Source organism: Streptomyces sp. NPDC002734, assembly GCF_040295685.1.
Taxonomy (GTDB): domain Bacteria; phylum Actinomycetota; class Actinomycetes; order Streptomycetales; family Streptomycetaceae; genus Streptomyces.
The window spans coordinates 134376-157991 of the sequence record NZ_JBEOVU010000002.1 but is presented as its reverse complement, the minus strand read 5'-3'; the positions used below and the strand labels follow the sequence as shown (position 1 = coordinate 157991).

Below are 23616 nucleotides of genomic sequence, written 5' to 3'. Positions count from 1 at the left end.
GACGTCGAGGGCCTTTCACTGATCCTGGGCGGAGTCCGCGGCTGCCCGCAGCCCCTTCTTGCTGACCTTGCCGACGCCGGTCTGCGGGAACTCGTCGACGAACTCGACGAGGTCGGGCACCTTGAAGGCGGCGATGCCCTGCTCGCGCACGAAGCGCTTGACCGCGACGGACTTCAGCGGCTCGGCGTCCTTGCGCAGGACGACGTAGGCGAGGCTGCGCTCGCCGAGGTACTCGTCGGGAACGGCGACCACGGAGACGTCGTGGACCGACGGGTGGCGCAGGATGACGTTCTCCACCTCCTCCGGGGCGATCTTCTCGCCGCCGCGGTTGATCTGGTCCTTGGCACGGCCCTCGACGACCAGGTGGCCGGTCGGGGTACGGCGCACGATGTCGCCGGTGCGGTAGAAGCCGTCCTCGGTGAAGGACCGCCGGTTGTGCTCGGGCGCCCGCCAGTAGCCGCGGATGGTGTACGGGCCGCGGGTCAGCAGGTGCCCGAACTCGCCCTCGGCGACGTCCTGGTCGTGGTCGTCGACGATGCGGATCTCGTCGGCGGGGGAGATGGGCAGCCCCTGGGTGGAGACGATCGTCTCCAGCGGGTCGTCGAGACGCGTGTAGTTGACCAGCCCCTCGGCCATGCCGAAGACCTGCTGAAGGCGGCAGCCGAGGGCCGGCTCGAAGCGGCGGGCCGCCGCCTCACTGAACTTGGCGCCGCCCACCAGCACCGACCGCAGGCTGGAGAGGTCGTGCGAGGCGGCCGCTGCGGCGTCGGTCCAGACGATCGCCAGCGGCGGGACCAGACCGGTCATGGTGATCCGTTCCCGCTCGACCAGCGGGAAGGTGGTGGCCGGGTCGGTGTTCGGGGACAGCACCACGGTGCCGCCGGCGTAGAACACGCCCAGCCAACCCGGCGAGCTGACCGGGAAGTTGTGGGCGGCGGGCAGCACCACCAGGAACCGGGTGCCGGTGTCCACGGCGCAGATCTCGTTGGAGCCCCACACCGAGTACAGGTAGTCGTCGTGGGTGCGGGGGATCAGCTTGGGCACGCCGGTGGTGCCGCCGGACAGCTGAAGGAAGGCCAGCTCGTGCGGCTCGGGGCCCTCCGGCAGGCCGGCCGGATCGCCGTCCACCTCGGCCAGCGGCGTGTGCTCCCCGGCCTCGCCGACGACGAACACCTCACGCAGCGTGGGCACTTCGCTCTTCACCAGGGTGGCGAGCGCCGCGTGGTCGAAACCGGCGTGCCGGTCGGCGGTGACGTAGGCGACGGCCTCAGTGAAGGAGCAGAAGTAACGGATCTCGCTCTCGCGGTGCGCGGGCAGCGCGAACACCGGCAGGGCGCCGATCCGGAACAGGGCCATGATCACCTGGATGAACTCGGCGGTGTTCGGCAGCTGCACGACCACCCGGTCGCCCTTGGCGATCCCGCGGCCGGCGAATCCGGCGGCCATTCGGTCGACCGCCTCGTCCAGCTCGCGGTACGTCCAGGACCGGCGGGCGGGGGCCGGGTCCACCAGCGCCTCGTGGTCCGGGAGTCGCTCCGCGCGCTCGCGCAGCACGCCGCCGATGGTCTCGCCCCGCCAGTAGCCGGCGGCGCGGTAGCGGTCGGCGAACTCCGCCGGCCAAGTCGGCGCGTCGACGCCGGGCGTGGTGGCGGACCGCGCGGTGGCGGGCTGACGGGCGTCGGTCTCGGTGCTCACAGAGCGGCTCCCACGGCGTTCAGGAAGGTACGGAACTTGGCGGCGGTCTCGGCGGTCTCCGCCTCGGCGGAGGACGCCCCCACGATGCCCGCCCCGGCGAACAGGCGCAGCAGCGCGCCCTCGGCCTCCGCGCAGCGGATGGTGACCACCCACTCGCCGTCGCCGGAGGCGTCCTGCCAGCCGACCATCCCGGTGTAGGCGCCACGGTCGAAGGGCTCGTAACCGGCGATGACCGCGCGGGCCAGGCCGGTGGGGGTGCCGCAGACCGCGGGCGTCGGGTGCAGGGCGGAGGCCAGGTCGAGGGCGGTGGTCCCCGGGTCGGCCAGCTCGCCGGTGACGGTGGTGGACAGGTGCCACATGGCCGCGGTGTTGACCAGGGTGGGGCGCTCGGGCACCTCGATGCGGGAGCAGAACGGGGCCAGCGCCTCACGCACCGCCTCCACCACCACCGCGTGCTCGTGCAGGTCCTTCGGGGACTCCAGCAGACTGTGGGCGCGCCGCACGTCCTCGGCGAGATCGGTGGAGCGCGGCAGCGAACCGGCCAGCGGGTTCGCGGTCAGGGTGGCCCCGCGGCGGGAGACCAGCAGCTCGGGGCTGGCGCCGATCAGGGTGCGGCGCGGGCCGGTGGGCACCGCGAAGGTGTAGCCGCCGGGGTCGCGGCGGGCCAGCCGGCGCAGCATCAGCGGGAGGTCCGGCTCCTGACCGCAGGTCAGCTCCAGGGTGCGGGCCAGCACCACCTTGTCGAACTCCCCGGCGCGGATGCGGGCCGCGGCGTCGGCGACCGCACGGCCGTACGCGGCACCCGAGGGCACCTCGCGCACCTGCCAGTCCCGGCGCGGGCCGTCGGCCACCGGCAGGGCGATCAGCGGGTCCTCGACCAGCGCGGGCGCGGTGCGCAGCGAGGCGGGCACCGCCAGGGCGGGCGGCGCGTCCGGGGAGAACGGCACCGATCCCATGACCACCGCGCCGGGGTCCCCGGTGCGCTCCGGGGCGTCGGCGAGGACCTCGCGCACCCGCTCGGTCAGCGGGCGTGCGTCGTGCGGGACGCGGGCCGCGACGCCCTCGCCGAGCAGGGTGCGGTGCGGGGTGGCGAGGAAGCGGTCGCCGGGACGGTAGGCGTCCAGCAGCGCGGTCGCCGCGCCGAGGGCGGCGGGCGGAGCGGGAAGGACCGTGGACTCTCGCAGGGGGGCGGTCATCACTTCTCCAGTTCGTCGGACGGGGGCGGGCGAGCCCTCGCTGGGCCCCCGGGCGTGTGGGGGAGGGCGGTCGGGGCCTAGGCGCGCAGGGTGGCTCCGCCGTCGACGTACAGGTCGTGCATCGTGATGTGCCGGGCGCGGTCGGAGGCGAGGAACACGACGGCCTCGGCGACGTCCTCGGGGTCGGCGATCCGTCCCAGCGGTATCCCGGTGCGGTGGGCGGCGAGGTCGCCCTCCACCACCCGGCGCGCGGCGGCCTCGGCATCGCCGCCGGCCCACATCCCGCGCTGCATGTCGGTCATGGTGGAGCCGGGGGAGACGGTGTTGCAGCGCACCCCCCGCGCGGCGACCTCCAGGCCCAGGCACTTGGTGAACATCACCGTGGCCGCCTTGGAGGCGGCGTAGGCGGCGAGCCCGGCGCGCGGTATGCCGGCCGCGTTGGAGGCGACGGTGACGATGCTGCCGCGGCCGCGCCCCGTCATCCGCCGGGCGGCGGCCCGCGAGACGTGGAAGACGCCCGTGGTGTTCACGGCGAAGTGGGCGTCCCACTTCTCGTCCGTCAGATCGACCACGGGGGAGGACCACAGCACCCCGGCGACGTTCACCACGACGTCCAGCGGGCCCAGGGTGTCCTCGGCGTGCGCGACGGCGGCGTCCACGGCCGCGGCGTCCCGGACGTCCAGCGCCAGCGAGGTGACCCGGCCGTCGTGCGCGGCGGCGAGCTTCTTCACCTTCGGAGCCTTGAGGTCGGTGGCCAGCACCCGGGCGCCCCGGGCGGCCAACGCCCGCACCACGGCCTTGCCGATGCCCCGTGCCGCCCCGGTCACCAGCGCGGTCCGTCCGGCGAACTCCCGCGCGCCTGGGGCTCCGGCATCCGGGAGAGCGGGTACGTGGGGGGCGGCGGACGGGTGGGACACTGGAGGCTTCCTTCTTCCCGGGGACGGGCCGCCCGGACGGCAGTTGTCCCCGGTGGAGCGTGCGCAGGGGTCACCACCGCTGCGGGCAGCGCAACGAAAGTAAGGTTAGGCTAACCAATGTTCTGGTGGGAAGAGCGCACGGGTACCTGATCCGGCCGTTCCGCGCCCGGCGGGCCCCTCGGAGGCTGGCCCGCAAGGGTGGTGATGTGCGGTGACTCGACGGCTTTGCCGGGATGGTCTTGGCAACGCCCCCGGGGCGTCCTAAGTTCGAGATTCCGGCGGTCGCGTCCGCCCCGGCAGCCCGACCCCGTCCGCCTTGCTCCCGCCCAGCGGTGAGTCCCCGCACCAGAGGCCCTCTGACGTTCCGTCGAAGGAGCAGCTCGTGGCCCACGTCGTACGCGCAGCCCTGGTCCAGGCCACCTGGACCGGCGACACCGAGTCCATGATCGCCAAGCACGAGGAGCACGCCCGTGAGGCGGCCCGGCAGGGCGCCCAGGTCATCGGCTTCCAGGAAGTCTTCAACGCCCCCTACTTCTGCCAGGTCCAGGACCCGGAGCACTACCGGTGGGCCGAACCCGTCCCCGACGGCCCCACCGTGACCCGCATGCGGGCCCTCGCCCGCGAGACCGGCATGGTCGTCGTGGTGCCGGTCTTCGAGGTCGAGCAGAGCGGCTTCTACTACAACACCGCGGTCGTCGTCGACGCGGACGGGACGGTCCTGGGCAAGTACCGCAAACACCACATCCCGCAGGTCAAGGGATTCTGGGAGAAGTACTACTTCAAGCCGGGCAACCTGGGATGGCCGGTCTTCGACACCGCGGTCGGCAAGGTCGGCGTCTACATCTGCTACGACCGGCACTTCCCCGAGGGCTGGCGCCAGCTCGGCCTCAACGGCGCCCAGCTCGTCTACAACCCTTCCGCCACCTCACGCGGGCTCTCCGCCTACCTGTGGCAGCTGGAACAGCCCGCCGCCGCGGTCGCCAACGAGTACTTCGTCGCCGCCATCAACCGGGTCGGCCGGGAGCCCTACGGCGACAACGACTTCTACGGCACCAGCTACTTCGTCGACCCGCGCGGCCAGTTCGTCGGCGACGTGGCCAGCGACAAGGAGGAGGAACTCGTCGTGCGCGACCTCGACCTCGGCCTCATCGAGGAGGTCCGGCAGCAGTGGGCCTTCTACCGCGACCGGCGGCCCGACGCCTACCAGGGACTGGTGCAGCCGTGACGGCGACGGACGAGACGACGGCGGACGGGGCGACGACGGACGGGACGACGGCCGACGGGACGGCCCCGGCCACCGCCGGCGAGGACCAGGGTCCGGCCGGACTGCTCGGCCGGCACCGGGCCGTGCTCCCCGACTGGCTGGCCCTCTACTACGACGACCCGCTGGAGATCGTCCAGGGCGAGGGACGCCGCGTCCGGGACGCCCAGGGCCGCGAGTACCTCGACTTCTTCGGCGGCATCCTCACCACGATGACCGCCCACGCCCTCCCCGAGGTCGCCAAGGCGGTCACCGAACAGGCCGGCCGGCTGCTGCACTCCTCCACGCTCTACCTGAACCGGCCGATGGTCGAACTCGCCGAGCGCATCGCCCGGTTGTCCGGCATCCCCGACGCCCGGGTCTTCTTCACCACCTCCGGCACCGAGGCCAACGACACCGCGCTGCTCCTCGCCACCACCCACCGGCGCAGCAACCAGATCCTGGCCATGCGCAACAGCTACCACGGCCGGTCCTTCTCCACCGTCTCCGTCACCGGCAACCGCGGCTGGTCGCCGACCTCGCTGTCCCCGCTGCAGACCCTCTACGTCCACGGCGGCGTCCGCCACCGCGGGCCCTACGCGCACCTGGACGACGAGGCGTTCACCGCCGCCTGCGTCGCCGACCTGCGCGACCTGCTCGGCCACGTCCGCGCCCCCGCCGCGCTGATCGCCGAACCCGTGCAGGGCGTCGGCGGGTTCACCTCCCCGCCGGACGGGCTGTACGCCGCGTTCCGCGAAGTCCTCGCCGAACAAGGCGTGTTGTGGATCGCCGACGAGGTGCAGACCGGCTGGGGCCGCACCGGCGACCACTTCTGGGGCTGGCAGGCACACGACCGCAACGGCCCGCCCGACATCGTCACCTTCGCCAAGGGCATCGGCAACGGCATGTCGGTCGGCGGCGTGATCGCCCGCGCCGAGATCATGAACTGCCTCGACGCGAACTCCATCTCCACCTTCGGCGGCACCCAGATCACCATGGCCGCCGCCCTCGCCAACCTCGACCACCTGCTCCAGCACGACCTCCAGGGCAACGCCCGCCGGGTCGGCGGCCCCCTCCTGGAGCGGCTGCGGACCGCCTGCTCCGCGCTGCCCGGCGTGCGTGAGGTCCGGGGGCGCGGACTGATGATCGGCATCGAACTCGTCCGGCCCGGCACCGACCTGGCCGACCCCGAGGCCGCCGCGGCCGTCCTGGAGGGCGCCCGCGCGGAAGGCCTCCTCATCGGCAAGGGCGGCGGTCACGACACCAGCGCGCTGCGCATCGCCCCGCCGCTGTCCCTCACGGCCGCCGAGGCGGAGGAGGGAGCGGCGATCCTCGAGCGGGTCCTGCGCCGGGTCGCGGGGTGACATCCGGGGCCTCGCGCCCCGCCGCGCTCCGCACGGTCACCGACCGGCGCCCCGGCCGCGCTCGAGCAGGGGGTGCCCCACGGAAGGAGAGGCACAGCCATGTCCCGCACCGTGATCCGCGGCGGCCTCGTCGTCACCGCCTCCGACGAGATGCACGCCGACGTCCTGATCGAGGACGGCCGCGTCGCCGCCCTCGCCGCCACCGGCACCTCCGCCGCCGAGTCCTGGACCGCCGACCGCACCCTGGACGCCACCGACCGGTACGTGCTCCCGGGCGGGGTCGACGCCCACACCCACATGGAGATGCCGTTCGGCGGCACCTACTCCTCCGACACCTTCGAGACCGGCACCCGCGCCGCCGCCTGGGGCGGCACCACCACCATCGTGGATTTCGCCGTCCAGACCGTCGGCCACACCCTGCGCGAAGGGCTCGACACCTGGCACGCCAAGGCGGAGTCGCGGTGCGCCGTCGACTACGGCTTCCACATGATCGTCTCGGACGTCAACGACCGAACGCTCAAGGAGATGGACCGCCTGGTGGAGGAGGGGGTCACCTCCTTCAAGCAGTTCATGGCCTACCCCGGCGTCTTCTACTCCGACGACGGTCAGATCCTGCGCGCCATGCAGCGGGCCGCCGCCAACGGCGGACTGATCATGATGCACGCCGAGAACGGCATCGCCATCGACGTCCTGGTCGAACAGGCTCTCGCCCGGGGCGAGACCGACCCCCGTTTCCACGGCGAGGTCCGCAAGGAACTGCTGGAGGCCGAGGCCACCCACCGGGCCGTCCGTCTGGCCGAGGTGGCCGGGGCCCCGCTGTACGTCGTGCACGTCTCCGCCGCGAAGGCGGTGGCCGAGCTGGCCCGCGCGCGCGACGAGGGCCTGCCCGTCTTCGGCGAGACCTGCCCGCAGTACCTGTTCCTGTCCACCGACAACCTGGCCGAGCCCGGCTTCGAGGGCGCCAAGTACGTCTGCTCCACGCCGCTGCGCCCCCGCGAGCACCAGGCGGCGCTGTGGCGCGCACTGCGCACCGACGACCTGCAGGTCGTCTCCACCGACCACTGCCCGTTCTGCTTCACGGGCCAGAAGGACATGGGGCGCGGCGACTTCAGCAAGATCCCCAACGGCATGCCCGGCGTCGAGCACCGCATGGACCTGCTTCACCAGGCCGTCGTCGACGGCCACCTCACACGCCGCCGCTGGATCGAGATCGCCTGCGCCACCCCGGCGCGGATGTTCGGCCTCTACCCGAGGAAGGGCACCCTGGCGCCCGGCGCGGACGCGGACGTCGTGATCTACGACCCGCACGCCGAGCAGGTCCTCTCGGCGGACACGCACCACATGAACGTCGACTACTCGGCCTACGAGGGACGGCGGATCACCGGACGCGTCGAGACGGTGCTCTCCCGCGGGGTGCCCGTGATCCAGGACCGCGCGTACGTGGGGCGTGCCGGGCACGGGGCGTATCTGCCGCGTGGACTCTGCCAGTTGGCCGGCTGAGCGGCGCGGGTGCCCGCGAGCGGGCGGGCGCCCCGCCCGCTCGGAGCGGTCAGCCCTCCACGCGGGGCGCCGTCACCGAGACCGAGCCCTGGGCGACGGCGCACAGGGACTCCGTGCCGTCGGCCGCCACGACGATCAGGTCGCACCGGGTGACCACCCGGCTGCGGCCGGCGCGCACCACCTCGGCCTCGGCCCGCAGCAGGACGCCGTCCGCGGGGCGCAGGTAGTCGATGGTGAACCCGGCGGTCAGCACCCCGATCCCCACCGCGGCGCCCGCGGCGAAGGTGAGGGCGTTGTCCGCCGCGTAGGCCAGCACACCGCCGTGCAGGATGCCGTTCTGCTGGCGCAACTCGTCGCGCACGTCCACCTCCAGGGTCGCCCGCCCGTCCGCGAAGGCGGTCAGGCGTGCGCCGACCAGCGCGTTGAAGGGCTGGGCGGCGAGGACCTTCTGTCCCAGGGTCAGGCCGGGGTCGGCGTCCATGCGTGCCTCCGTGGGGTGCGGGTTACGTGGCTTCGGCTTCCGTGATGTCGGGTGCCGACGATGGTGGCCGCCGTCGGGGGCTGTCAAGATCGCCTGTGGGGGCTGGCCTGTCGGTGGGGCGTGTTATTCCTGAGGTCATGGAGACGGAGAATGCGGCCCCCGCGGGTCTGGCCGCGCAACTGGCCGCGCTGCGGGAAGCCTTCGCCGTGGACGACGGTGGGAGCCCGGCCCTGGGGTGGGAGGCCGTGCGGGCCTTCGAGGCGGAGCACGGCGTTGTGCTGCCGGAGCCGTACCGGTCGTTCGTGGCGGAGGTGACGGACGGGTCCGCGCAGGGGCCGCCGGACTACGGGCTGGTGCCCCTGGCCGAGCTGCCCGCGGACTGGGGCGAGGGCCGGCCGCCGAGGGACCTCGCCCAGCCGTTCCCGCTCACCGAGGCGTGGCTGTGGGAGGAGGACGACCGGCCGCAGGAGGAGCTGGACGCGCTGTTCGGCCCGGTCTTCGACCACGGCACGGTCGTGCTCGGCACCGACGGGTGCGGGATGTACTGGCATCTGGTGGTCACGGGCCCGCACCGCGGCCACATATGGAACGTCACCGACGTGGGCGCCCTGCCGTTCGGGGCGGAGTTCGGACACACCACGGCCGAGTCGGGGTTCGCCGGCTGGGTGGCCCACTGGGCGGCGGGCAAGGAGTGGTTCGACGCGGGCTGAGGGGACCGCCGCGGCGCCCGCCTCGACCGCGTCCCGGCTCAGCCCAGCAGGTCCGCGACGGCCCTGGCGGCGTCGCGGGCGGGGCGTCCGGTGCCGATCAGGGTCGCCGAGGCGGGGCCGGTCCAGTCGCCGTAGCCGAGCAGGTGGACGCGGGGGTCGGCCACCGCGCGGGTCCCGTCGACCGGGACGCGGCCACCGCCGCCCCGCAGGCCGAGGGGGGCGAGCGGGGACAGGGCGGGGCGGAACCCCGTGCACCAGACGACGACGTCCACGTCGGCCCGGCTGCCGTCCGCCCATACGACTCCGTCCCGGTCGAGGCGGGCGAACATCGGCCGGGCCCGCAGCAGTCCGGCGTCCCGTGCCGCCCGTACCGGGGGCACGGCGACGACGTCGCCCAGCGAGGCCACCCCGCCGGTGTCGGCGCGGCCCTCGTCCAGGGCGCGGCGGCGCGCCGTGGCCACGTCGAACAGGGTCCGGCCGTCCACCTCGTCGGGCAGGAACCGCGGCGGCCGCCGGGTGACCCAGGTCAGGTCGCTGTGCGGGGCCAGGTCGGCGGCGATCTGCGCCCCGGAGTTGCCCCCGCCGACGACCACCACCCGCCGCCCGGCGAACTCGGCCGGATCGCGGTAGCCGACCGTGTGCAGCTGCCGGCCCCGGAACTCCTCGCGGCCGGGCACCGCCGGGAGGAACGGGCGCTCCCAGGTGCCGGTGGCGCTCAGCACCGCGCGGGCACGCCAGGTCCCGCCGTCGGTCTCGACCCGGAGTGCCCCGGCCTCCTCCCGGTGCACCCCCAGCACGCGCACCGGCCGCACCACGGGCAGGTCGTAGCGCCGCTCGTAGTCGGCGAGGTAGTCCACGACGTGGCGGGCGTCCGGGTAGGTCTCGCCCCGCTGCGGCGGCATCGGCCGCCCCGGCAGCGAGGAGTACGCGGCGGGGGAGAAGAGCCGCAGCGAGTCCCAGGCGTGCCGCCAGGCGCCGCCGGGCGCGGCGCCTGCGTCCAGGACGACGAACTCCACGTCCAGACGCCGCAGGTGGTACCCGGCGGCCAGCCCGGTCTGGCCGCCGCCGATCACCACCACGGGCACCGTGGCCCCGTTGTTCACCGGTTGCTCGCGGCGGCGAAGCGGCTCCGCCACGCCAGGGAGACGTGGACCAGCGCGACGAGCACCGGGACCTCGATCAGCGGCCCCACCACCCCGGACAGCGCCTGGCCCGAGGTGACGCCGAAGGTGGCCACGGCCACGGCGATGGCCAGCTCGAAGTTGTTGCCGGCCGCGGTGAACGCGAGGGTGGCGGTGCGGTCGTAGGGCAGGCCGATCGCCCGGCCGAGGAAGAACGAGCCGAACCACATCACCGCGAAGTACACCAGCAGCGGCAGCGCGATCCGGACCACGTCCAGCGGACGCGAGGTGATCGTCCCGCCCTGGAGCGCGAACAGGACCACGATGGTGAAGAGCAGGCCGTACAGCGCCCACGGGCCGATCCTCGGCAGGAAGGCGCTCTCGTACCGCTCCCGGCCCAGCCGGCGCTCGCCGACCCGGCGGGTGAGGAACCCGGCGGCCAGCGGGACGCCGAGGAAGATGACGACGTTGAGCGCGATCTCCGCCGTCGAGACGTCCAGCGCCGCGCCGTCCAGGCCGAGCAGACCGGGCAGGACGTCGAGGTAGAACCAGCCGAGCAGACCGAAGGCCAGCACCTGGAAGACGGAGTTCAGCGCGACCAGGACGGCGCCGGCCTCGCGATCGCCGCAGGCCAGGTCGTTCCAGATCACCACCATGGCGATGCAGCGGGCCAGGCCGACGATGATCAGACCGGTCCGGTACTCCGGCAGGTCGGGCAGGAAGATCCAGGCCAGCGCGAACATCACGGCGGGACCGACGACCCAGTTGATCACCAGCGAGGAGACCATCAGGCGCCGGTCGCCGGTGACGGCGTCCAGCCGGTCGTAGCGGACCTTGGCGAGGACCGGGTACATCATCACCAGCAGGCCGAGGGCGATGGGCAGCGAGACGCCGCCGATCTCGACGGCGGCGAGGGCGTCGTCCATGGCCGGGACCAGCCGGCCGAGGCCCAGGCCCACGGCCATCGCGGCCAGGATCCACACCGCCAGGTAGCGGTCCAGGGTGGAGAGCCGGGCGACGACCGAGGCGTCGTGTCCCTCCCCGCGTTCCCCGCCGGGTGCCGGACGGCGCTCAGGTCGATTCGCGGGGCGGGTCGTGGGGCGGGTCACGGGCAGGCCCTCTTCGAGTCGGCGTGGGTGCGGGCGGAGGCGGCGAGGCCGGCGAGTCCGCCGGACAGCGCCTCCAGGACGTCGGGCCTCAGCCGGTAGTACGTGAACCGCCCGCACGGCTCGGTCTCCACGACCCCGGCCTCCCGCAGCACCTTCAGGTGGTTGGAGAGGTTGGTCTGCCGGGCGCCCGTCTCCTCCACCAGGTGGGTGGTGCAGAGGGTCTCCCGGGCCAGCAGGGTCACGATCCGGAGCCTCAGCGGGTCGGCCAGCACCCTCAACAGATCAGCATCGACTGACGTCAGCATGCGCTGATACTGTCACACCGGTCCTGAAGCCGACACCCCCGGGTACCGAGAGACAGGTGTGACCTCCTGATGTCCGAGAAGCCGTCCGTGCTCTTCGTCTGCGTGCACAACGCCGGCCGGTCCCAGATGGCCGCCGCATGGCTGCGCCACCTGGCCGGCGACCGCGTCGAGGTGCGCTCCGCCGGCTCCGCCCCCGGTGAGCGGGTCAACCCCGCCGCGGTGGAGGCGATGCGTGAGGTGGGCATCGACATCGCCGCCGCGGTGCCGAAGCGGCTCACGGTCGACGCGGTGCGGGAGTCCGACGTCTGCGTCACGATGGGGTGCGGCGACACGTGCCCGGTCTTCCCCGGGAAGCGGTACCTCGACTGGCAGCTCGACGACCCGGCGGGTCAGGGGGTCGAGGCGGTCCGCCCGATCCGCGACGAGATCCGCGTCCTGGTCGAGGCCCTCGTCGCGGAGATCGCCCCGGCTTGACGTCCGTGAGCCCGCCCGCGGGAGGGATGGGCGTGCTGCGTGATGCCGCGGCGTGTCCCTGGGGCGACAGGGCCGCGGCTCGACTCCGGGGCAGCGGTCCGGCGCGGAGGGCCGGGGAGGTACCGTCCGGGGAGTGCTGACGGAGGGGCGTGACGTGACGTGCAGGGAGCGATGATGGGCGGGACCCCGTACGCGCGGGCCGACGAGGCGACCGCACGCTGGCGGGACCGCCTGCTCGCCCTCAGCCGGGCCATCCACGCCGAACCCGAGACCGCGTTCGCCGAACACGCCGCCTCCACGCACGTCGCCGACCTGCTGACGGACGCCGGGTTCGCGGTCGAGCGCGGGGTGTGCGAGCTGCCCACCGCGCTGACCGCCGCCCACGGCGAGGGCGACCTCACCATCGGGCTGTGCGCCGAGTACGACGCCCTCCCCGAGGTCGGCCACGCCTGCGGCCACAACCTGATCGCCGCGTCCGCCGTCGGCGCCGCGATCGCGCTGGCCTCCGTCGCCGGCGAACTCGGGTTCCGCGTCAAGCTCCTCGGCACCCCCGCCGAGGAACAGGGCGGCGGCAAGGTGCTGATGCTGGAGCGCGGCGCCTTCGACGACGTCACCGTGGCGATGATGGTCCACCCCGGTCCCGCCGACCTCACCTTCGGCGGCGACCGCACCACCGCCGCCGCCAGGTTCGAGGCCCGGTTCACGGGCCGCACCGCGCACTCGGCGAAGTCCCCGCACCTCGCCCTCAACGCCGGTGACGCCGCGGTGGTCGCCCAGGTCGCCGTCGGGCTGCTGCGGCAGCAGACCACCCCGGACGCCCGGATATCCGGCTTCGTCCGCGAGGCGGGGCGACGCACCAACATGATCCCGGACCTCGCCGTCCTGGAGTACGAGGTCCGCGCCGCCACCGCGGAGGAGCTCGCCCCGCTGACCGACCGCGTGACGGACTGCTTCCGCGGGGCCGCCCTCGCCACCGGCACCGACGTCGGGATCGGGCGCACCCAGCCCGACTACCTCGACCTGCGCCAGGACCCGTGGCTGCTGCGGACGTACGAGGGGCACCTCGCCGACGTCGGCCGCACCGCCGAGCCCCTGCCGCCGGGCAGCGTGACCGCCTCCACAGACATGGGCAACGTCAGTCACGCGCTGCCGTCGATCCACCCGCACATCGGTGTCCTGGGATGCGAAGCCACCCCGCACAACGCCGAGTTCGCCGACGAGATGACCACCCCGGCCGCCGACGCCGCCCTGCTCGACGCGGCCACCCTGCTGGCCCGCACCGGCATCGACCTCGCCGCCGACGCCGGGCGCCGGCGGCACTACGTCGGACTGCACCGGAGCCGGGAGCGGTACGGCGACCTCAAGGAGACGGGTCAGGAAGGGCGGGACGGGCGATGATGCGCGACCTGCTGCCGCCCGGCGTGCACGTGAGTGAGTCCTTCGGCGACCCGCCCGACGCCGTGCTGCTGCCCGAGGAGGAGCCGGCCGTCGCGCGCGCCGTGGACAAGCGCCGCCGCGAGTACACCACCGTGCGGCACCTGGCCCGGCGGGCGCTGCGCTGCCTCGGGCACGGTGCGGCGGCCCTGCCCCCCGGCGCGGACCGCGCGCCGCGCTGGCCCGCGGGCGTGGTGGGCGCGCTCACGCACTGCGACGGCTACCGCGCGGCGGCCGTCGCGGACGCCGCCGTCCTGGCCGCCGTCGGCATCGACGCGGAACCCCACGAGGCCCTGCCGGAGGACACGCTGGGCGGGGTCACGCTGCCCGAGGAGCGCGAACAGCTCGCCCAACTGGGTTCGCTGCACCCGCAGTTCAGCTGGGACCGGATCCTGTTCTCGGCGAAGGAGTCGGTCTACAAGGCCTGGTACCCGATCACCGGCGCCTGGCTCGGGTTCGAGCAGGCGGTCCTCACCTTCGACCCCGCCGGCTCCTTCCGCGCCCGCGTCCTGCCGGAAGCGGTGGTGCCCGGCGGACCGGTCGCCTTCGACGGCCGCTGGTGCGTGACCCGGGGCTTCGTCACCACCGCGGTGGTGGTGACGCGCCCCGACGCCACGGGTTCCACGGGCCCGTGCGGCTGCGGGGAAGTCTGAGACCGGCACCGGGACGGACGGCGGAACTCGTGGCTTGTGCCCGCCGCGCGGGTGTCTCCATGGATGCCGCCCGGCCGCGTGAGGTCGCCGGGTGCGCTGTGCGGGGGTCAGGGCTCGATGCGCAGATCCTGGATGAGGCCGTTGTCGAGGCGGAAGCGGTAGTGCAGGTCCACCACGCCGCCCGGGAAGTCGCCCTCCAGGTGGTGGGTGGCGACATAGCGGTCCGCATCGACCTTCTGCGCGCCGGTGAGTTCGATCGTGTACGTGTACTCGCCGGAAGTGCGGGTCATCCAGGCTTCGATCGCCGGGGCTCCCTGATGGGTCCTGCCCTCGTCGGTCACGGTGGCGTCCGGACGGAGGAAGCTGAGTGCTGTGGCGGCGTCGTGGGCGCGGTGGGCCTTCAGGAAGCCGGTGACGACCTCGGGCAGGGCCTCGGGAGCGATGGTCCGGGGCTGGTCGGTGGACATGAGTACTCCTGGGGGGATCGGACGGTGGGGATGGTGCCGCCGTCGATGACGTGCTCGGCGGCGGCGACGACGGAGGCGCGGTTGGGGCGAGGAAGGCGACCGGTTCGGCGACTTCCTCGGGGTGGGCGGGGCTGCCCGGCGGGATTCCGTCGAGGGATTCGTGACTGCTAAAATAGAAGCCAGTAACTTCGACTTTAGCAGTCACTCTGCGGAGGTGGTCAACTTGGCAAGCGGGATCAGGGCGGAAGACTTCGAATGCCCGCTGTCCACGACCGTGCAGCACGTCGGTGAATGGTGGACGCTGCTGATCCTCCACGACGCCTTCGACGGGTACACCCGCTTCGACCAGTTCCAGGAGAACCTCGGCATCTCCACCAGCATGCTCACCGCACGCCTCAAGACGCTGGTCGCGGACGGCCTGCTGGAGCGCCGCCCCTACCAGACCAACCCCGTCCGCAACGAGTACGTCCTGACCGACCTGGGGCGCTCCCTGCGCCCCGTGATCGTCACGTTGGCGGCGTGGGGCAACTCCCGCCTCACCCCCGAGCAGCGCAGCATGATCCTGATCGACACCACGAGCGGCGAGGAGGTCGACCCCGTGGTCGTCGACGCCGCAACGGGCCGCCGCCTCGACGACAGCCGTGCCTACGTGTTCGCCGCCGGCCCCGCCGCCAGCCCCGCCATGCGGGCCCGCTACCCCCGCAGCGGCGAAGCCACCGCTGATGAACCCGCCCGCACCAGCTGACGCACACGTCCCCCGGCGCGCGAGCCGCACCGAGCCGGTGTGTCGGCCGACCGCGATCGTTCTCGCCCCGGTGTCACTCCGGTGAGTGGCGCAGCGCGGCCACCACGTCCGCCGCGCGCTCCGTCGGCAGCGCGTGGTGCCCCGCCCCCTCCACGGTGACCACCGTCGCGCCGGGCAGCAGCGCACGCGCCCGCCCGGCGACCTTCCGTGCGTCGTGGGCCCGGCTCCGTGCGGCGAGGAGGACGAGCGTCGGCACCGCGCACCCGCGCAGCGCGGACGCGTCGGGGCGGCGGGCGGGCAGCACCTTGGTGCGGCGGGCACGCGCCGTCGCGCCGAGGAAGGCGGCCCAGGCGGGGTTGCCGGGCGGGCGGCCGGTCTCCCAGCGGTGGAAGGACAGCACCCGCTCCGGGGTGGGGCGCACCAGCATCGGCAGCGCCCGCAGGACGTACGGCAGACGCAGGCCGGCGAAGCAGCCGATCGGGTCGAGGAGTGTGAGGCGGCTGAACCGCCCGGGTTCGCGGAGGGCCTGGTTCAGGGCGATCCACGCGCCGTAGGAGTGCCCGCACAGGGCGGTGCGCTCCAGGCCGAGGCCGTCGAGGACGGCGGTCAGCCAGGCCGCCAGGTCGTCCGCGTCGCGCAGCGGATCGCCGGCGGGGACGGTGCGGCCGAAGTCGCCGAGCAGGTCGACGGCGTACAGGCGGTGCGTGCGGGCGAGCTCCGGGGCGACGGAGTACCAGGCCATGGACGTGGCGCCGCCGCCCGGCAGCAGCACCAGGGGCGGGGCGTCCTCAGGGCCGCAGGCGTGGACCCGTGTGGAGCCGAACCGTGTGGGCACGTCCAGGGCCCGCGTCCCCTCGGGCCAGCGGCGCAACAGCTCGTCGTACGCCGCGTCGAACGCGGCGGCCGGGGCGTCCGAGGCGGCCTTCCCCTCATCCCCCGGGGCGTCGGGGACGGCTCCGACGCCTTCCCCCGTGGTGGCCGCTCCGGCCTCTCCGCCGTCCGGCCCGCCTGCCTCGGATGCGCTGTCGTCGGTCATGGACACGCCTCACCTTCCCCCGTCGGGACGCGGACCGTGCGCCGAATCCTTCCTCCCGACGGGCGACACGGCAAGCGAGGCGCCCTTCACAAGGCAGGGGGACGGGTTCACGATGGTCCGCACGGCATGGCCCGGCGAGCACCCCGACGGGAGGCGGCATGCGCACGCGGCGACCACCCCGGCACGCCCCCACGGACCCGCCCCGCGCGCAGCAGGCCGCACCCGACGGATGCACCGCCTCGCCCCGCGCGCACCCGGCGGCACCCGAGGGATACGCCGCCCCGCCCGGCGGCCGCCCGGACCCGCCCCGCGCGCAGGTGCGGGCCGGGCGGCGGACGGCGCCGGGCGGAGAGCCGAGGGCGCGAGGGTCAGCCGACGCCTGTCCAGCCCTGCGGGACGGTGCCGAGCCGGACCCGCTGCGGGTGGTCGCCCACCGGGGTGGACGTGACCTTCTGGCCGGTGGCGAACGAGATCGAGGTGACCTTGTCGGCGCCCGACTCGGAGACCACGCACGCCGCGCCGTCGCCCGTGACGGTGGACCAGTACGGCTTGGAGACCGGGACCAGCGGCCCCTCCTGAAGGGTCGTGCGGTTCACGATCGTCGCGTAGTCGTCCATCGTGCCCGCGACGCACAGGTTCTGACCGCTCGGCTGCATGGTCAGCCCGTGGTGCCGGGAGTCGTTGACGAACGAGGTCCGCTCGTCGGAGGTCGCCGGGTTCTTCGGCAGCGTCTTCATCCGGGTGATCTTGTCGGTGGCCACGTCGTACTCGAAGAAGCCGTTGAAGAACGACACCTGGAAGTAGAGCTTGGACTCGTCCGGGCTGAAGGCCGCAGGGCGGACCGCGTCCGAGTAGGAGCCGTAGCCGGCCGCGTCCAGCCGCTGGCGCATGTCGATGGTGCGGACCACCTTGAGGGTCTCTGCGTCCGCGATCGTGATCTTCCGGTCACCCTTGAGGAAGTCCATCCAGGGCGCGTCCAGGTCGTTGTTGACCTCGCCGATGGACATGTTCCAGATCTTGCCGTCGCGGGTGAAGACGTTCTCGTGCGGCTTGTCCCCGGTGGCGAAGTTGCCGATCTGCCGGCCGGTGGAGATGTCCAGCACGTGCACCTTGTTGCCGGTGGAGGCGGACACCGCCACCCGGTTGCCGTCCGGCGAGACCGCCATGTGGTCCGCGCGGAAACCGTCCACCTGGAAACGCCAGTTGATCTTTCCGGTGGTCAGCGAGACGGAGACGACGTCGGCGAAACTCGGCCGGGAGACCACCACCGCGGAACCGTCCGGCGTGGAGTACATGTCGTCGGCGAACTGGTCGTGGCCCTCACCGGCGGTCTCCCTGATGACCAGGAAGCCGGCCAGGCGAACCGGGTTGAGGTAGATCTCGCGCAGCCGCTCGTCCTTGTCCGGGATCAGGTTGACCTTCCCGACCGGCGACAGCTGGGCGTCGGAGGACAGCACGCTCGCGGTGCCGTCCCAGTTGTTCGCGACGAACAGCACCTCGCGCTGCTGCGCGTCCGCGTCCTGGGCGCCTGCCTGCCCCGCACCGGTGACGGCCAGCACCGTCGCGGCCGCCAGGGTGGAGAACATGCGTCCGCGTCCGACCTTGAGTCTCACGCTGTGCTCCTGTCTCTCGGGACCGGGTTGTTCCTCCGGGTTGCTGTTACCGGGGGTAAGGTAATGGCCCTACGGGCCGGTAACCAGACTTCGCGCATACCTGGTCGACGTGAGCACGCCACTGCCTTCCCCTTTCGGCCACGCCTCGTCCCCCAGGAGCCCCCATGGACTTCGGACTGGTCCTGCAGACCGACCCCCCGGCCGACCGCGTCATCGACCTGATGCGCCGCGCCGAGCGCAACGGCTTCACCCACGGCTGGACCTTCGACTCAGCCGTCCTGTGGCAGGAACCGTTCGTGATCCACAGCCAGATCCTGGCGTGGACCGAGCGGCTGGTCGTCGGCCCGATGGTCACCAACCCCGGCACCCGCACCTGGGAGGTCACCGCCTCCACCTTCGCCACCCTCAACGACATGTACGGCGACCGCACGGTCTGCGGCATCGGACGCGGCGACTCGGCGATGCGGGTGGCCGGCCGCCGGCCCAACACCCTGGCCGCCGTGGCCGAGGCGATGCGGGTGATCCGCTCCCTCGCCTCCGGCGAGGAGACCGACCTCGGCGACGGCACCGTCATCCGCATCCCGTGGGTGCGGCCCGGCTCCCGGCTGCCCGTCTGGATGGCCGCCTACGGCCCGAAGGCGCTGCGTATGGCCGGCGAGAAGGCCGACGGCTTCATCCTCCAGCTCGCCGACCTGTACCTCACCGAGTACATGGTCGACGCCGTCCGGCAGGCCGCCAGGGAGGCCGGGCGCGACCCCGCGGAGATCACCGTCTGCGTCGCCGCGCCCGCGTACGTCACCGACGACGACTCGCCCGAGGCGCTGGCCCACGCCCGCGAACAGTGCCGGTGGTTCGGCGGCATGGTCGGCAACCACGTGGCCGACCTGGTCTCCCGGTACGGCGCGGACGGCTCGATGGTGCCGCACGAACTCACCGACTACGTCCGCTCCCGCCAGGGCTACGACTACGCCCACCACGGCCGCACCGGGAACCCGGACACCGCCTTCGTCCCCGACGAGATCGTCGACCGGTTCTGCGTCCTCGGCCCCGTCGAACGGCACGTCGAGAAGCTGACCGCGCTGCGCGACCTCGGCGTCGACCAGTTCGCCGTGTACGACATGCACGACGCGCAGGAGAAGGTCGTCGACGTGTACGGGGCGCACGTCATCCCCGCCCTCGGCGGCGACCGGGGCGAGGGCGCCGTCCGCGACGGCGCTTGACGGGGCGTCGCCGTCCGGGTACGCCGGATGCGGGGCGCACACCGCCGCGCCTTCCCGCACCAGCACGCCCGCCGCCGTCCGCCCCCCGTCCGCTCCCATCCGCCCACACCCGGCCCCGGCTACTGCCTGCCCCCTGCCCCGGCCCTCCGAGTACGGCGCCCACCCACCCCCCTCGGTTCCACCGCACGGCCACCCGACCCGACACGTCTCCTGGAATGGCCTGCCACATGACCGACACCGCGCCTCCCGCCGCCACGCCCCCGAGACCGCCCACCGCCGGACAGGTCACGCTGCCCGACGGAAGGGTGGAGCTCGGCCCCGACGCGCCACCCCCGGACGGCCGGTACGCCAACGCCGACCTGTTGCCGGTGCCGGCCGCCGGACGGACCTGGACCACCTACAACTTCTCCGCCCTGTGGGTCGGCATGGCCCACAACACCGCCTCGTGGACCCTCGCCTCCGGACTGATCGCGGTCGGGATGGACTGGAAGCAGGCGGTGTTCACCATCGCCCTGGCCAACCTGATCGTCCTGGCGCCGATGCTGCTCACCGGTCACGCCGGCCCCAAGTACGGCATCCCGTTCCCGGTCTTCGCCCGCTCCTCGTTCGGCATCCGCGGCGCCAACCTGCCCGCCGTGGTGCGGGCGTTGGTGGCCTGCGGCTGGTTCGGCATCCAGACCTGGATCGGCGGCGAGGCGATCTACTTCCTCGCCGGGAAGCTGATCGGCGAGGGCTGGACCGACACCGCCTCCGTCGGCGGCCACCCCTGGACGCTCTGGCTGTCGTTCGCGCTGTTCTGGGCGCTCCAGGTGGCGATCATCTTCCGCGGGATGGAGACCGTCCGCCGCTTCGAGAACTGGGCCGCGCCCTTCGTGCTGGTCGGCGCCTTCGTGATGCTGTGGTGGATGAGCGACAAGGCGGGCGGCTTCGGGCCGCTGCTCGACCAGCCGTCGAGGCTGGGCTGGGACGCCGACTTCTGGAAACTGTTCGGGCCCGCCCTGATGGGCATGATCGGGTTCTGGTCGACGCTCTCCCTCAACATCCCCGACTTCACCCGCTACGGGAAGAGCCAGCGGGCGCAGACCTGGGGCCAGGCGCTGGGCCTGCCGACCACGATGACCCTGTTCGCCTTCCTGTCGGTGATGGTCACCTCCGGCTCCCAGGCCGTCTACGGCGAGGCGATCTGGGACCCGGTGCGACTCGCCGCCAAGGTGGACAGCGTGGTCGGACTGCTCTTCGCGCTGGTGACGGTGCTGGTGGCGACCCTCTCGGTCAACATCGCGGCCAATCTGGTCTCACCGTCCTTCGACTTCTCCAACGTCGCTCCCCGCCGCGTCAGTTTCCGCACCGGGGCGCTGGCCACGGCGGTGATCGCGGTGCTGATCATGCCGTGGAGGCTGTACCAGGACCCGCAGGGCTACATCTTCACCTGGCTGGGCCTGGTGGCCGGACTCCTCGGCACGGTGGCGGGCATCCTGATCGCCGACTACTGGATCCTGCGCCGCACCCGGCTCGACCTGCCGGGGCTGTACCGGGAGGGCGGACCCTACTGGTACAGCCGGGGCTGGAACTGGCGGGCCGTGGTGGCCTTCCTGACCGGCGGCGTCCTGGCGGTCGGCGGCGCCGACTTCGCGCCCCTGGTCGAGGGCCGCCCCCTCCCGGCGCTGTCCGGCCTCGCCGACTACGGCTGGGCGGTCGGCCTGGGCACGGCGATGCTCCTCTACCTCCTCCTCATGCTCCCCGTGGCCGCCCATCGGAGGGAGAAGGCGTAACGCGAAGGTGAGCCGTGGAGGTGCTGCCCTGGCAGCACCTCCACGGCTCACCTCGAGGACGCTTCCGACGTGGGGTCAGGGTGCTTGCTTCTCCAGGGCGGCCAGGGCTTCGCCGGCCGCCTTCGCCGCGCCGTCGCGGATCTTGTCCGCGCTCGGGGTCGTCTTCTCGACGAAGTCGCCGCCGTTGTACGTCACCACGACGATGGCGTTGCCCGAACGGACGGTCAGTTCCGTCTCCTGGACCTTGTTGCCCTTGTCGCTGGTGACCGCGCTCAGCGAGTACGCCTCGTCGCCGAGTCCCTTGAACGGGCCGCCCTTGCCGTCCGCGACGCGGTCGAAGGCCTTCTCCGCGTCCTCGGTGGAGCGGCGGATCTCGAACGAGACGTCCAGCCAGCGGTAGGAGTACCCCTTCAACGCATGCCACTGACACATCCTGCGCACGTCCTTGTCCGTGGACGCGAGTTCACCGGTGGTCAGCTTCCCGGGCACCAGGGAGGTGACGGTCTTCTTGGACACCGCTTTGCAGGGGTCCGGGGCCTTCTCGTACGTCTTCTCCGCCTTGTCCGTCGTCTTCCCCGGCTCCTCGTCGTCCTTCGCGGACTCCTCACCCGGGTCGCCGGAGTCCGAGGACGAGCCCGAGGAGGTGGACTCCTGGCCGCTCGCGGCGGCTTCGGGCGGGTCGGCGAGGGGGCCGACGGACATCGCCCAGCCGGCGGAGGCGAGCACGACGACCGGCATCAGGCGCACAGTGAGAGCGAGCGGCAGATTGAAAGGCACGGCGCACTTCTCTGGGAGACGACGGCGGAGCCTGCCGGGGCAGGCGAACGCCAGTCAAACACGTGTTTCCGTCGCGACGGAAGCCTGAACTCGCTCCGTGGCCGACCGGTCACGCCCCCGCGCGGGCGGAACCGGCCACTCCACGGAGACCCGGGGGAGACCCCATGCAGGCCCCGGGGGAGACCCCATGCAGCCCTCCCCGGACGCCCCTCGGCCACCCCGCCCCGCCCACACGCGGAGACCGCGCGGAGACTTCATGGAGTGGGATGGCCGAGGGGCCCGTCGGAGGGTCAGCAGACGCCGTCGCCCGGCTTGGGGTTGCCGAGGCCGAACAGCGGGCGGAGCTTGAGGCCGACCCACGTGCCGCCGAGCGCGAACGCTCCCCACAGCCAGCCGTGCAGGCTGCCGGAGGCGATGCCGGCCAGGTAGGCGCCGATGTTGCAGCCGCCCGCCAGGCGTGCGCCGATGCCCATCAGCACGCCGCCCAGCACCGCCGCCACGGCCGTGCGCCAGGGGATGTTCCGGTGCAGGGCCCAGGTGCCGCCGAGGGAGGCGGCGAGGGCGGCGCCGACCATGATGCCGATGTCCGTCAGGCTGGTCTTGTCGGCCAGCACCGGACCGGCGAGCATCTCCGCGTTGCCGGGGCGCTGCCACCAGGTCCAGTTCTCCGGGTGTCCACCCAGCGCGCCGACCAGCTCGGAGCCCCAGAGGCTGAAGGCGCTGGTGATGCCCCACGCGCCGCCGGAGACCAGCAGTACCGCGCCGCCCAGGGCGGCCAGCACCAGGGCGCCGGCCGCCAGCGGCCAGGAGCCGCGCACCGCGCGGGCCAGGGCGCCGCGCGCCGAGGGCACGGCGTCCACCGGAGGCGGGTTGCGGCGGGCCTGCACCCGTCGGCTGATCAGCGCCACCAGGACCAGCGCGGCGATCGTCACCGCCCAGGAGCCGAACCAGCCGACGTGGTCCGCGAGGACCACCGGCTCGAACGCGGGCAGGTCCTTCCAGAGGTCGAACTGCCAGGCGGCGAGGGTCGCTCCGGCGATGAACCCGCCGAGGGTCAGCACCAGCGTGGACTGCCCGGACCCGACCACGTAGAGCGTGCCGGAGGCGCAGGCGCCGCCCAGCTGCATGCCGATGGCGAACAGCACCGAGCCGAGCAGCAGGCCCAGGCCCAGCGGGCCCGCCGAGGGGGCGGGGGCCGAGCCGAACAGGCCGGTCCCGGTGCCCAGGACGAGGGCGAAGAGGGTGGCGGTGGTGCCGAGGAGCAGGGCATGGGCGCGCAGACCGGTCCCGTTGCCGACGGCGACCAGCTGCCGCCAGGCGGAGGTGAAACCGAACCGGGAGTGGAACAGGCCCACCCCGAGACCGAGGCCCAGCAGGAGCAGCACGCCCGGCTTCGCCCCGTGGGCCGACCACACGTAGGCGGTGAGCGCGACGGCGAGCAGCGAGGAGACGGCCAGGGGCCCCTTGCGGACCGGCTCGAGCGGCGGCGCGGCGGGCGCCGGACGGGACGTGGGGGAGGGTGGGAGGAAGGCGGCGGACCGGGCGCGCGGCGGCGCGGCCGTCACCTCGGCGGGAGGCGCGGTGGTCAAGAAAGGGCTCCAGGATCGCGGGGACGCGGGGACGCGCGGGGCGCGTGGCCTCTCGGTCGCGTGGGGGACGGAAAGGGCTGAGGGCGTCGGGTGTCGTCGGCGGCGTGTACGGCGCGGACGACGGACGCGGATCAGCGGCGACAGAGAGCGTCGTCGACGCACCAGGCCGAGCACGCGAAGAGTGCCAGGCACAGAAAG

22 protein-coding genes are annotated in these 23616 nt (G+C 73.3%); 10 read left to right on the top strand and 12 right to left on the bottom strand.

The genetic code is table 11. The features are described from left to right. Positions 1 to 15 precede the first annotated feature (15 nt). The 3 genes from ABT026_RS02425 to ABT026_RS02415 form a co-directional block, all read right to left on the bottom strand. A complete protein-coding gene (locus tag ABT026_RS02425; RefSeq protein WP_351111299.1) occupies positions 16 to 1695 on the bottom strand; it encodes a (2,3-dihydroxybenzoyl)adenylate synthase in 1680 nt (559 codons plus the stop codon). Beyond that, positions 1692 to 2891, bottom strand: coding sequence for an isochorismate synthase (locus tag ABT026_RS02420; protein ID WP_351111297.1), 1200 nt, complete (start codon positions 2889 to 2891; stop codon positions 1692 to 1694). Before ABT026_RS02420 ends, ABT026_RS02425 begins: the two co-directional genes overlap by 4 nt. A 77-nt stretch (positions 2892 to 2968) precedes the next feature. Further along, the gene (locus ABT026_RS02415) at positions 2969 to 3808 is read right to left on the bottom strand and encodes a 2,3-dihydro-2,3-dihydroxybenzoate dehydrogenase (RefSeq protein WP_351111295.1); all 840 of its coding nucleotides are present in this window, start codon (positions 3806 to 3808) and stop codon (positions 2969 to 2971) included. Between the two features lie 382 nt (positions 3809 to 4190). On the opposite strand from ABT026_RS02415, the gene ABT026_RS02410 reads away from it, so the two are divergent. The 3 genes from ABT026_RS02410 to hydA all read left to right on the top strand — a co-directional run bounded on the left by ABT026_RS02410 (position 4191) and on the right by hydA (position 7912). Next, positions 4191 to 5033, top strand: coding sequence for a nitrilase-related carbon-nitrogen hydrolase (locus ABT026_RS02410; RefSeq protein ID WP_351111293.1), 843 nt, complete (start codon positions 4191 to 4193; stop codon positions 5031 to 5033). Between the two features lie 101 nt (positions 5034 to 5134). Then, positions 5135 to 6412 carry an aspartate aminotransferase family protein gene (locus tag ABT026_RS02405; protein ID WP_351111636.1) on the top strand — a complete coding sequence of 426 codons (1278 nt, stop codon included), beginning with the start codon at positions 5135 to 5137 and terminating at the stop codon, positions 6410 to 6412. Between the two features lie 99 nt (positions 6413 to 6511). Then, the gene (gene hydA / locus ABT026_RS02400; protein ID WP_351111291.1) at positions 6512 to 7912 is read left to right on the top strand and encodes a dihydropyrimidinase; all 1401 of its coding nucleotides are present in this window, start codon (positions 6512 to 6514) and stop codon (positions 7910 to 7912) included. Positions 7913 to 7961: 49 nt separating this feature from the next. Here hydA and ABT026_RS02395 read toward each other — a convergent pair whose 3' ends face one another. Next, entirely contained in the window at positions 7962 to 8393 is a 432-nt protein-coding gene (locus ABT026_RS02395) for a PaaI family thioesterase (RefSeq protein ID WP_351111289.1), read from the bottom strand. A gap of 137 nt (positions 8394 to 8530) precedes the next feature. On the opposite strand from ABT026_RS02395, the gene ABT026_RS02390 reads away from it, so the two are divergent. Continuing rightward, positions 8531 to 9103, top strand: a complete 573-nt coding sequence (locus ABT026_RS02390; RefSeq protein WP_351111287.1) for an SMI1/KNR4 family protein — start codon at positions 8531 to 8533, stop codon at positions 9101 to 9103. Positions 9104 to 9141: 38 nt separating this feature from the next. Here the strand turns inward: ABT026_RS02390 and ABT026_RS02385 are convergent, their stop codons facing one another. From ABT026_RS02385 to ABT026_RS02375, 3 genes are read right to left on the bottom strand one after another with little or no spacing between them, the layout of a single operon-like run. Next, on the bottom strand, positions 9142 to 10239 hold the full coding sequence (locus ABT026_RS02385; RefSeq protein ID WP_351111285.1) for an ArsO family NAD(P)H-dependent flavin-containing monooxygenase: 1098 nt from the start codon (positions 10237 to 10239) through the stop codon (positions 9142 to 9144). Beyond that, complete coding sequence (gene arsB / locus ABT026_RS02380) at positions 10203 to 11339, bottom strand: ACR3 family arsenite efflux transporter (protein ID WP_502967887.1); 1137 nt, start codon at positions 11337 to 11339, stop codon at positions 10203 to 10205. Before arsB ends, ABT026_RS02385 begins: the two co-directional genes overlap by 37 nt. After that, positions 11330 to 11638 (bottom strand): ArsR/SmtB family transcription factor, encoded by a 309-nt coding sequence (locus tag ABT026_RS02375; protein WP_351111281.1) that lies wholly within the window; start codon positions 11636 to 11638, stop codon positions 11330 to 11332. Before ABT026_RS02375 ends, arsB begins: the two co-directional genes overlap by 10 nt. Before the next feature lie 69 nt (positions 11639 to 11707). On the opposite strand from ABT026_RS02375, the gene ABT026_RS02370 reads away from it, so the two are divergent. From ABT026_RS02370 to ABT026_RS02360, 3 genes are all read left to right on the top strand, one after another. Beyond that, positions 11708 to 12112 carry an arsenate reductase ArsC gene (locus tag ABT026_RS02370; protein WP_351111279.1) on the top strand — a complete coding sequence of 135 codons (405 nt, stop codon included), beginning with the start codon at positions 11708 to 11710 and terminating at the stop codon, positions 12110 to 12112. A gap of 174 nt (positions 12113 to 12286) precedes the next feature. Further along, entirely contained in the window at positions 12287 to 13510 is a 1224-nt protein-coding gene (locus tag ABT026_RS02365) for an amidohydrolase (RefSeq protein WP_351111277.1), read from the top strand. Next, positions 13507 to 14199 carry a 4'-phosphopantetheinyl transferase family protein gene (locus ABT026_RS02360; protein WP_351111275.1) on the top strand — a complete coding sequence of 231 codons (693 nt, stop codon included), beginning with the start codon at positions 13507 to 13509 and terminating at the stop codon, positions 14197 to 14199. The genes ABT026_RS02365 and ABT026_RS02360 overlap by 4 nt, the downstream gene beginning before the upstream one ends. A 107-nt stretch (positions 14200 to 14306) precedes the next feature. Here the strand turns inward: ABT026_RS02360 and ABT026_RS02355 are convergent, their stop codons facing one another. Next, positions 14307 to 14666 carry a nuclear transport factor 2 family protein gene (locus tag ABT026_RS02355; RefSeq protein WP_351111273.1) on the bottom strand — a complete coding sequence of 120 codons (360 nt, stop codon included), beginning with the start codon at positions 14664 to 14666 and terminating at the stop codon, positions 14307 to 14309. Positions 14667 to 14889: 223 nt separating this feature from the next. Between ABT026_RS02355 and ABT026_RS02350 the strand changes: the two genes are divergently transcribed. Further along, complete coding sequence (locus ABT026_RS02350; RefSeq protein ID WP_351111271.1) at positions 14890 to 15411, top strand: winged helix-turn-helix transcriptional regulator; 522 nt, start codon at positions 14890 to 14892, stop codon at positions 15409 to 15411. Positions 15412 to 15484: 73 nt separating this feature from the next. Here ABT026_RS02350 and ABT026_RS02345 read toward each other — a convergent pair whose 3' ends face one another. Together ABT026_RS02345 and ABT026_RS02340 are read right to left on the bottom strand one after the other, a co-directional pair. Next, positions 15485 to 16447 carry an alpha/beta fold hydrolase gene (locus ABT026_RS02345; protein ID WP_351111269.1) on the bottom strand — a complete coding sequence of 321 codons (963 nt, stop codon included), beginning with the start codon at positions 16445 to 16447 and terminating at the stop codon, positions 15485 to 15487. A 368-nt stretch (positions 16448 to 16815) separates the two neighbouring features. Beyond that, complete coding sequence (locus ABT026_RS02340) at positions 16816 to 18033, bottom strand: YncE family protein (protein WP_502967886.1); 1218 nt, start codon at positions 18031 to 18033, stop codon at positions 16816 to 16818. A gap of 191 nt (positions 18034 to 18224) precedes the next feature. Between ABT026_RS02340 and ABT026_RS02335 the strand changes: the two genes are divergently transcribed. Continuing rightward, positions 18225 to 19280: a TIGR03842 family LLM class F420-dependent oxidoreductase gene (locus tag ABT026_RS02335; RefSeq protein ID WP_351111265.1), complete on the top strand. Its 1056-nt coding sequence runs from the start codon at positions 18225 to 18227 to the stop codon at positions 19278 to 19280. Between the two features lie 227 nt (positions 19281 to 19507). Beyond that, on the top strand, positions 19508 to 21052 hold the full coding sequence (locus ABT026_RS02330) for an NCS1 family nucleobase:cation symporter-1 (RefSeq protein WP_351111263.1): 1545 nt from the start codon (positions 19508 to 19510) through the stop codon (positions 21050 to 21052). A gap of 75 nt (positions 21053 to 21127) precedes the next feature. Here the strand turns inward: ABT026_RS02330 and ABT026_RS02325 are convergent, their stop codons facing one another. Together ABT026_RS02325 and ABT026_RS02320 are read right to left on the bottom strand one after the other, a co-directional pair. Beyond that, positions 21128 to 21829, bottom strand: a complete 702-nt coding sequence (locus ABT026_RS02325; protein ID WP_351111262.1) for a hypothetical protein — start codon at positions 21827 to 21829, stop codon at positions 21128 to 21130. Between the two features lie 290 nt (positions 21830 to 22119). Beyond that, positions 22120 to 23418, bottom strand: a complete 1299-nt coding sequence (locus tag ABT026_RS02320; protein WP_351111260.1) for a YeeE/YedE family protein — start codon at positions 23416 to 23418, stop codon at positions 22120 to 22122. Between the last annotated feature and the right edge of the window lie 198 nt (positions 23419 to 23616).

Coding starts and splice junctions, on each gene's coding strand:
- ABT026_RS02370 (WP_351111279.1), top strand. CDS start 11,708: ATGTCCGAGAAGCCGTCCGTGCTCTTCGTCTGCGTGCACAACGCCGGC.
- ABT026_RS02355 (WP_351111273.1), bottom strand. CDS start 14,666: ATGTCCACCGACCAGCCCCGGACCATCGCTCCCGAGGCCCTGCCCGAG.
- ABT026_RS02375 (WP_351111281.1), bottom strand. CDS start 11,638: ATGCTGACGTCAGTCGATGCTGATCTGTTGAGGGTGCTGGCCGACCCG.
- ABT026_RS02390 (WP_351111287.1), top strand. CDS start 8,531: ATGGAGACGGAGAATGCGGCCCCCGCGGGTCTGGCCGCGCAACTGGCC.
- hydA (WP_351111291.1), top strand. CDS start 6,512: ATGTCCCGCACCGTGATCCGCGGCGGCCTCGTCGTCACCGCCTCCGAC.
- ABT026_RS02360 (WP_351111275.1), top strand. CDS start 13,507: ATGATGCGCGACCTGCTGCCGCCCGGCGTGCACGTGAGTGAGTCCTTC.
- ABT026_RS02345 (WP_351111269.1), bottom strand. CDS start 16,447: ATGACCGACGACAGCGCATCCGAGGCAGGCGGGCCGGACGGCGGAGAG.
- ABT026_RS02330 (WP_351111263.1), top strand. CDS start 19,508: ATGACCGACACCGCGCCTCCCGCCGCCACGCCCCCGAGACCGCCCACC.
- ABT026_RS02420 (WP_351111297.1), bottom strand. CDS start 2,891: ATGACCGCCCCCCTGCGAGAGTCCACGGTCCTTCCCGCTCCGCCCGCC.
- ABT026_RS02395 (WP_351111289.1), bottom strand. CDS start 8,393: ATGGACGCCGACCCCGGCCTGACCCTGGGACAGAAGGTCCTCGCCGCC.
- ABT026_RS02365 (WP_351111277.1), top strand. CDS start 12,287: ATGGGCGGGACCCCGTACGCGCGGGCCGACGAGGCGACCGCACGCTGG.
- ABT026_RS02340 (WP_502967886.1), bottom strand. CDS start 18,033: ATGTTCTCCACCCTGGCGGCCGCGACGGTGCTGGCCGTCACCGGTGCG.
- ABT026_RS02335 (WP_351111265.1), top strand. CDS start 18,225: ATGGACTTCGGACTGGTCCTGCAGACCGACCCCCCGGCCGACCGCGTC.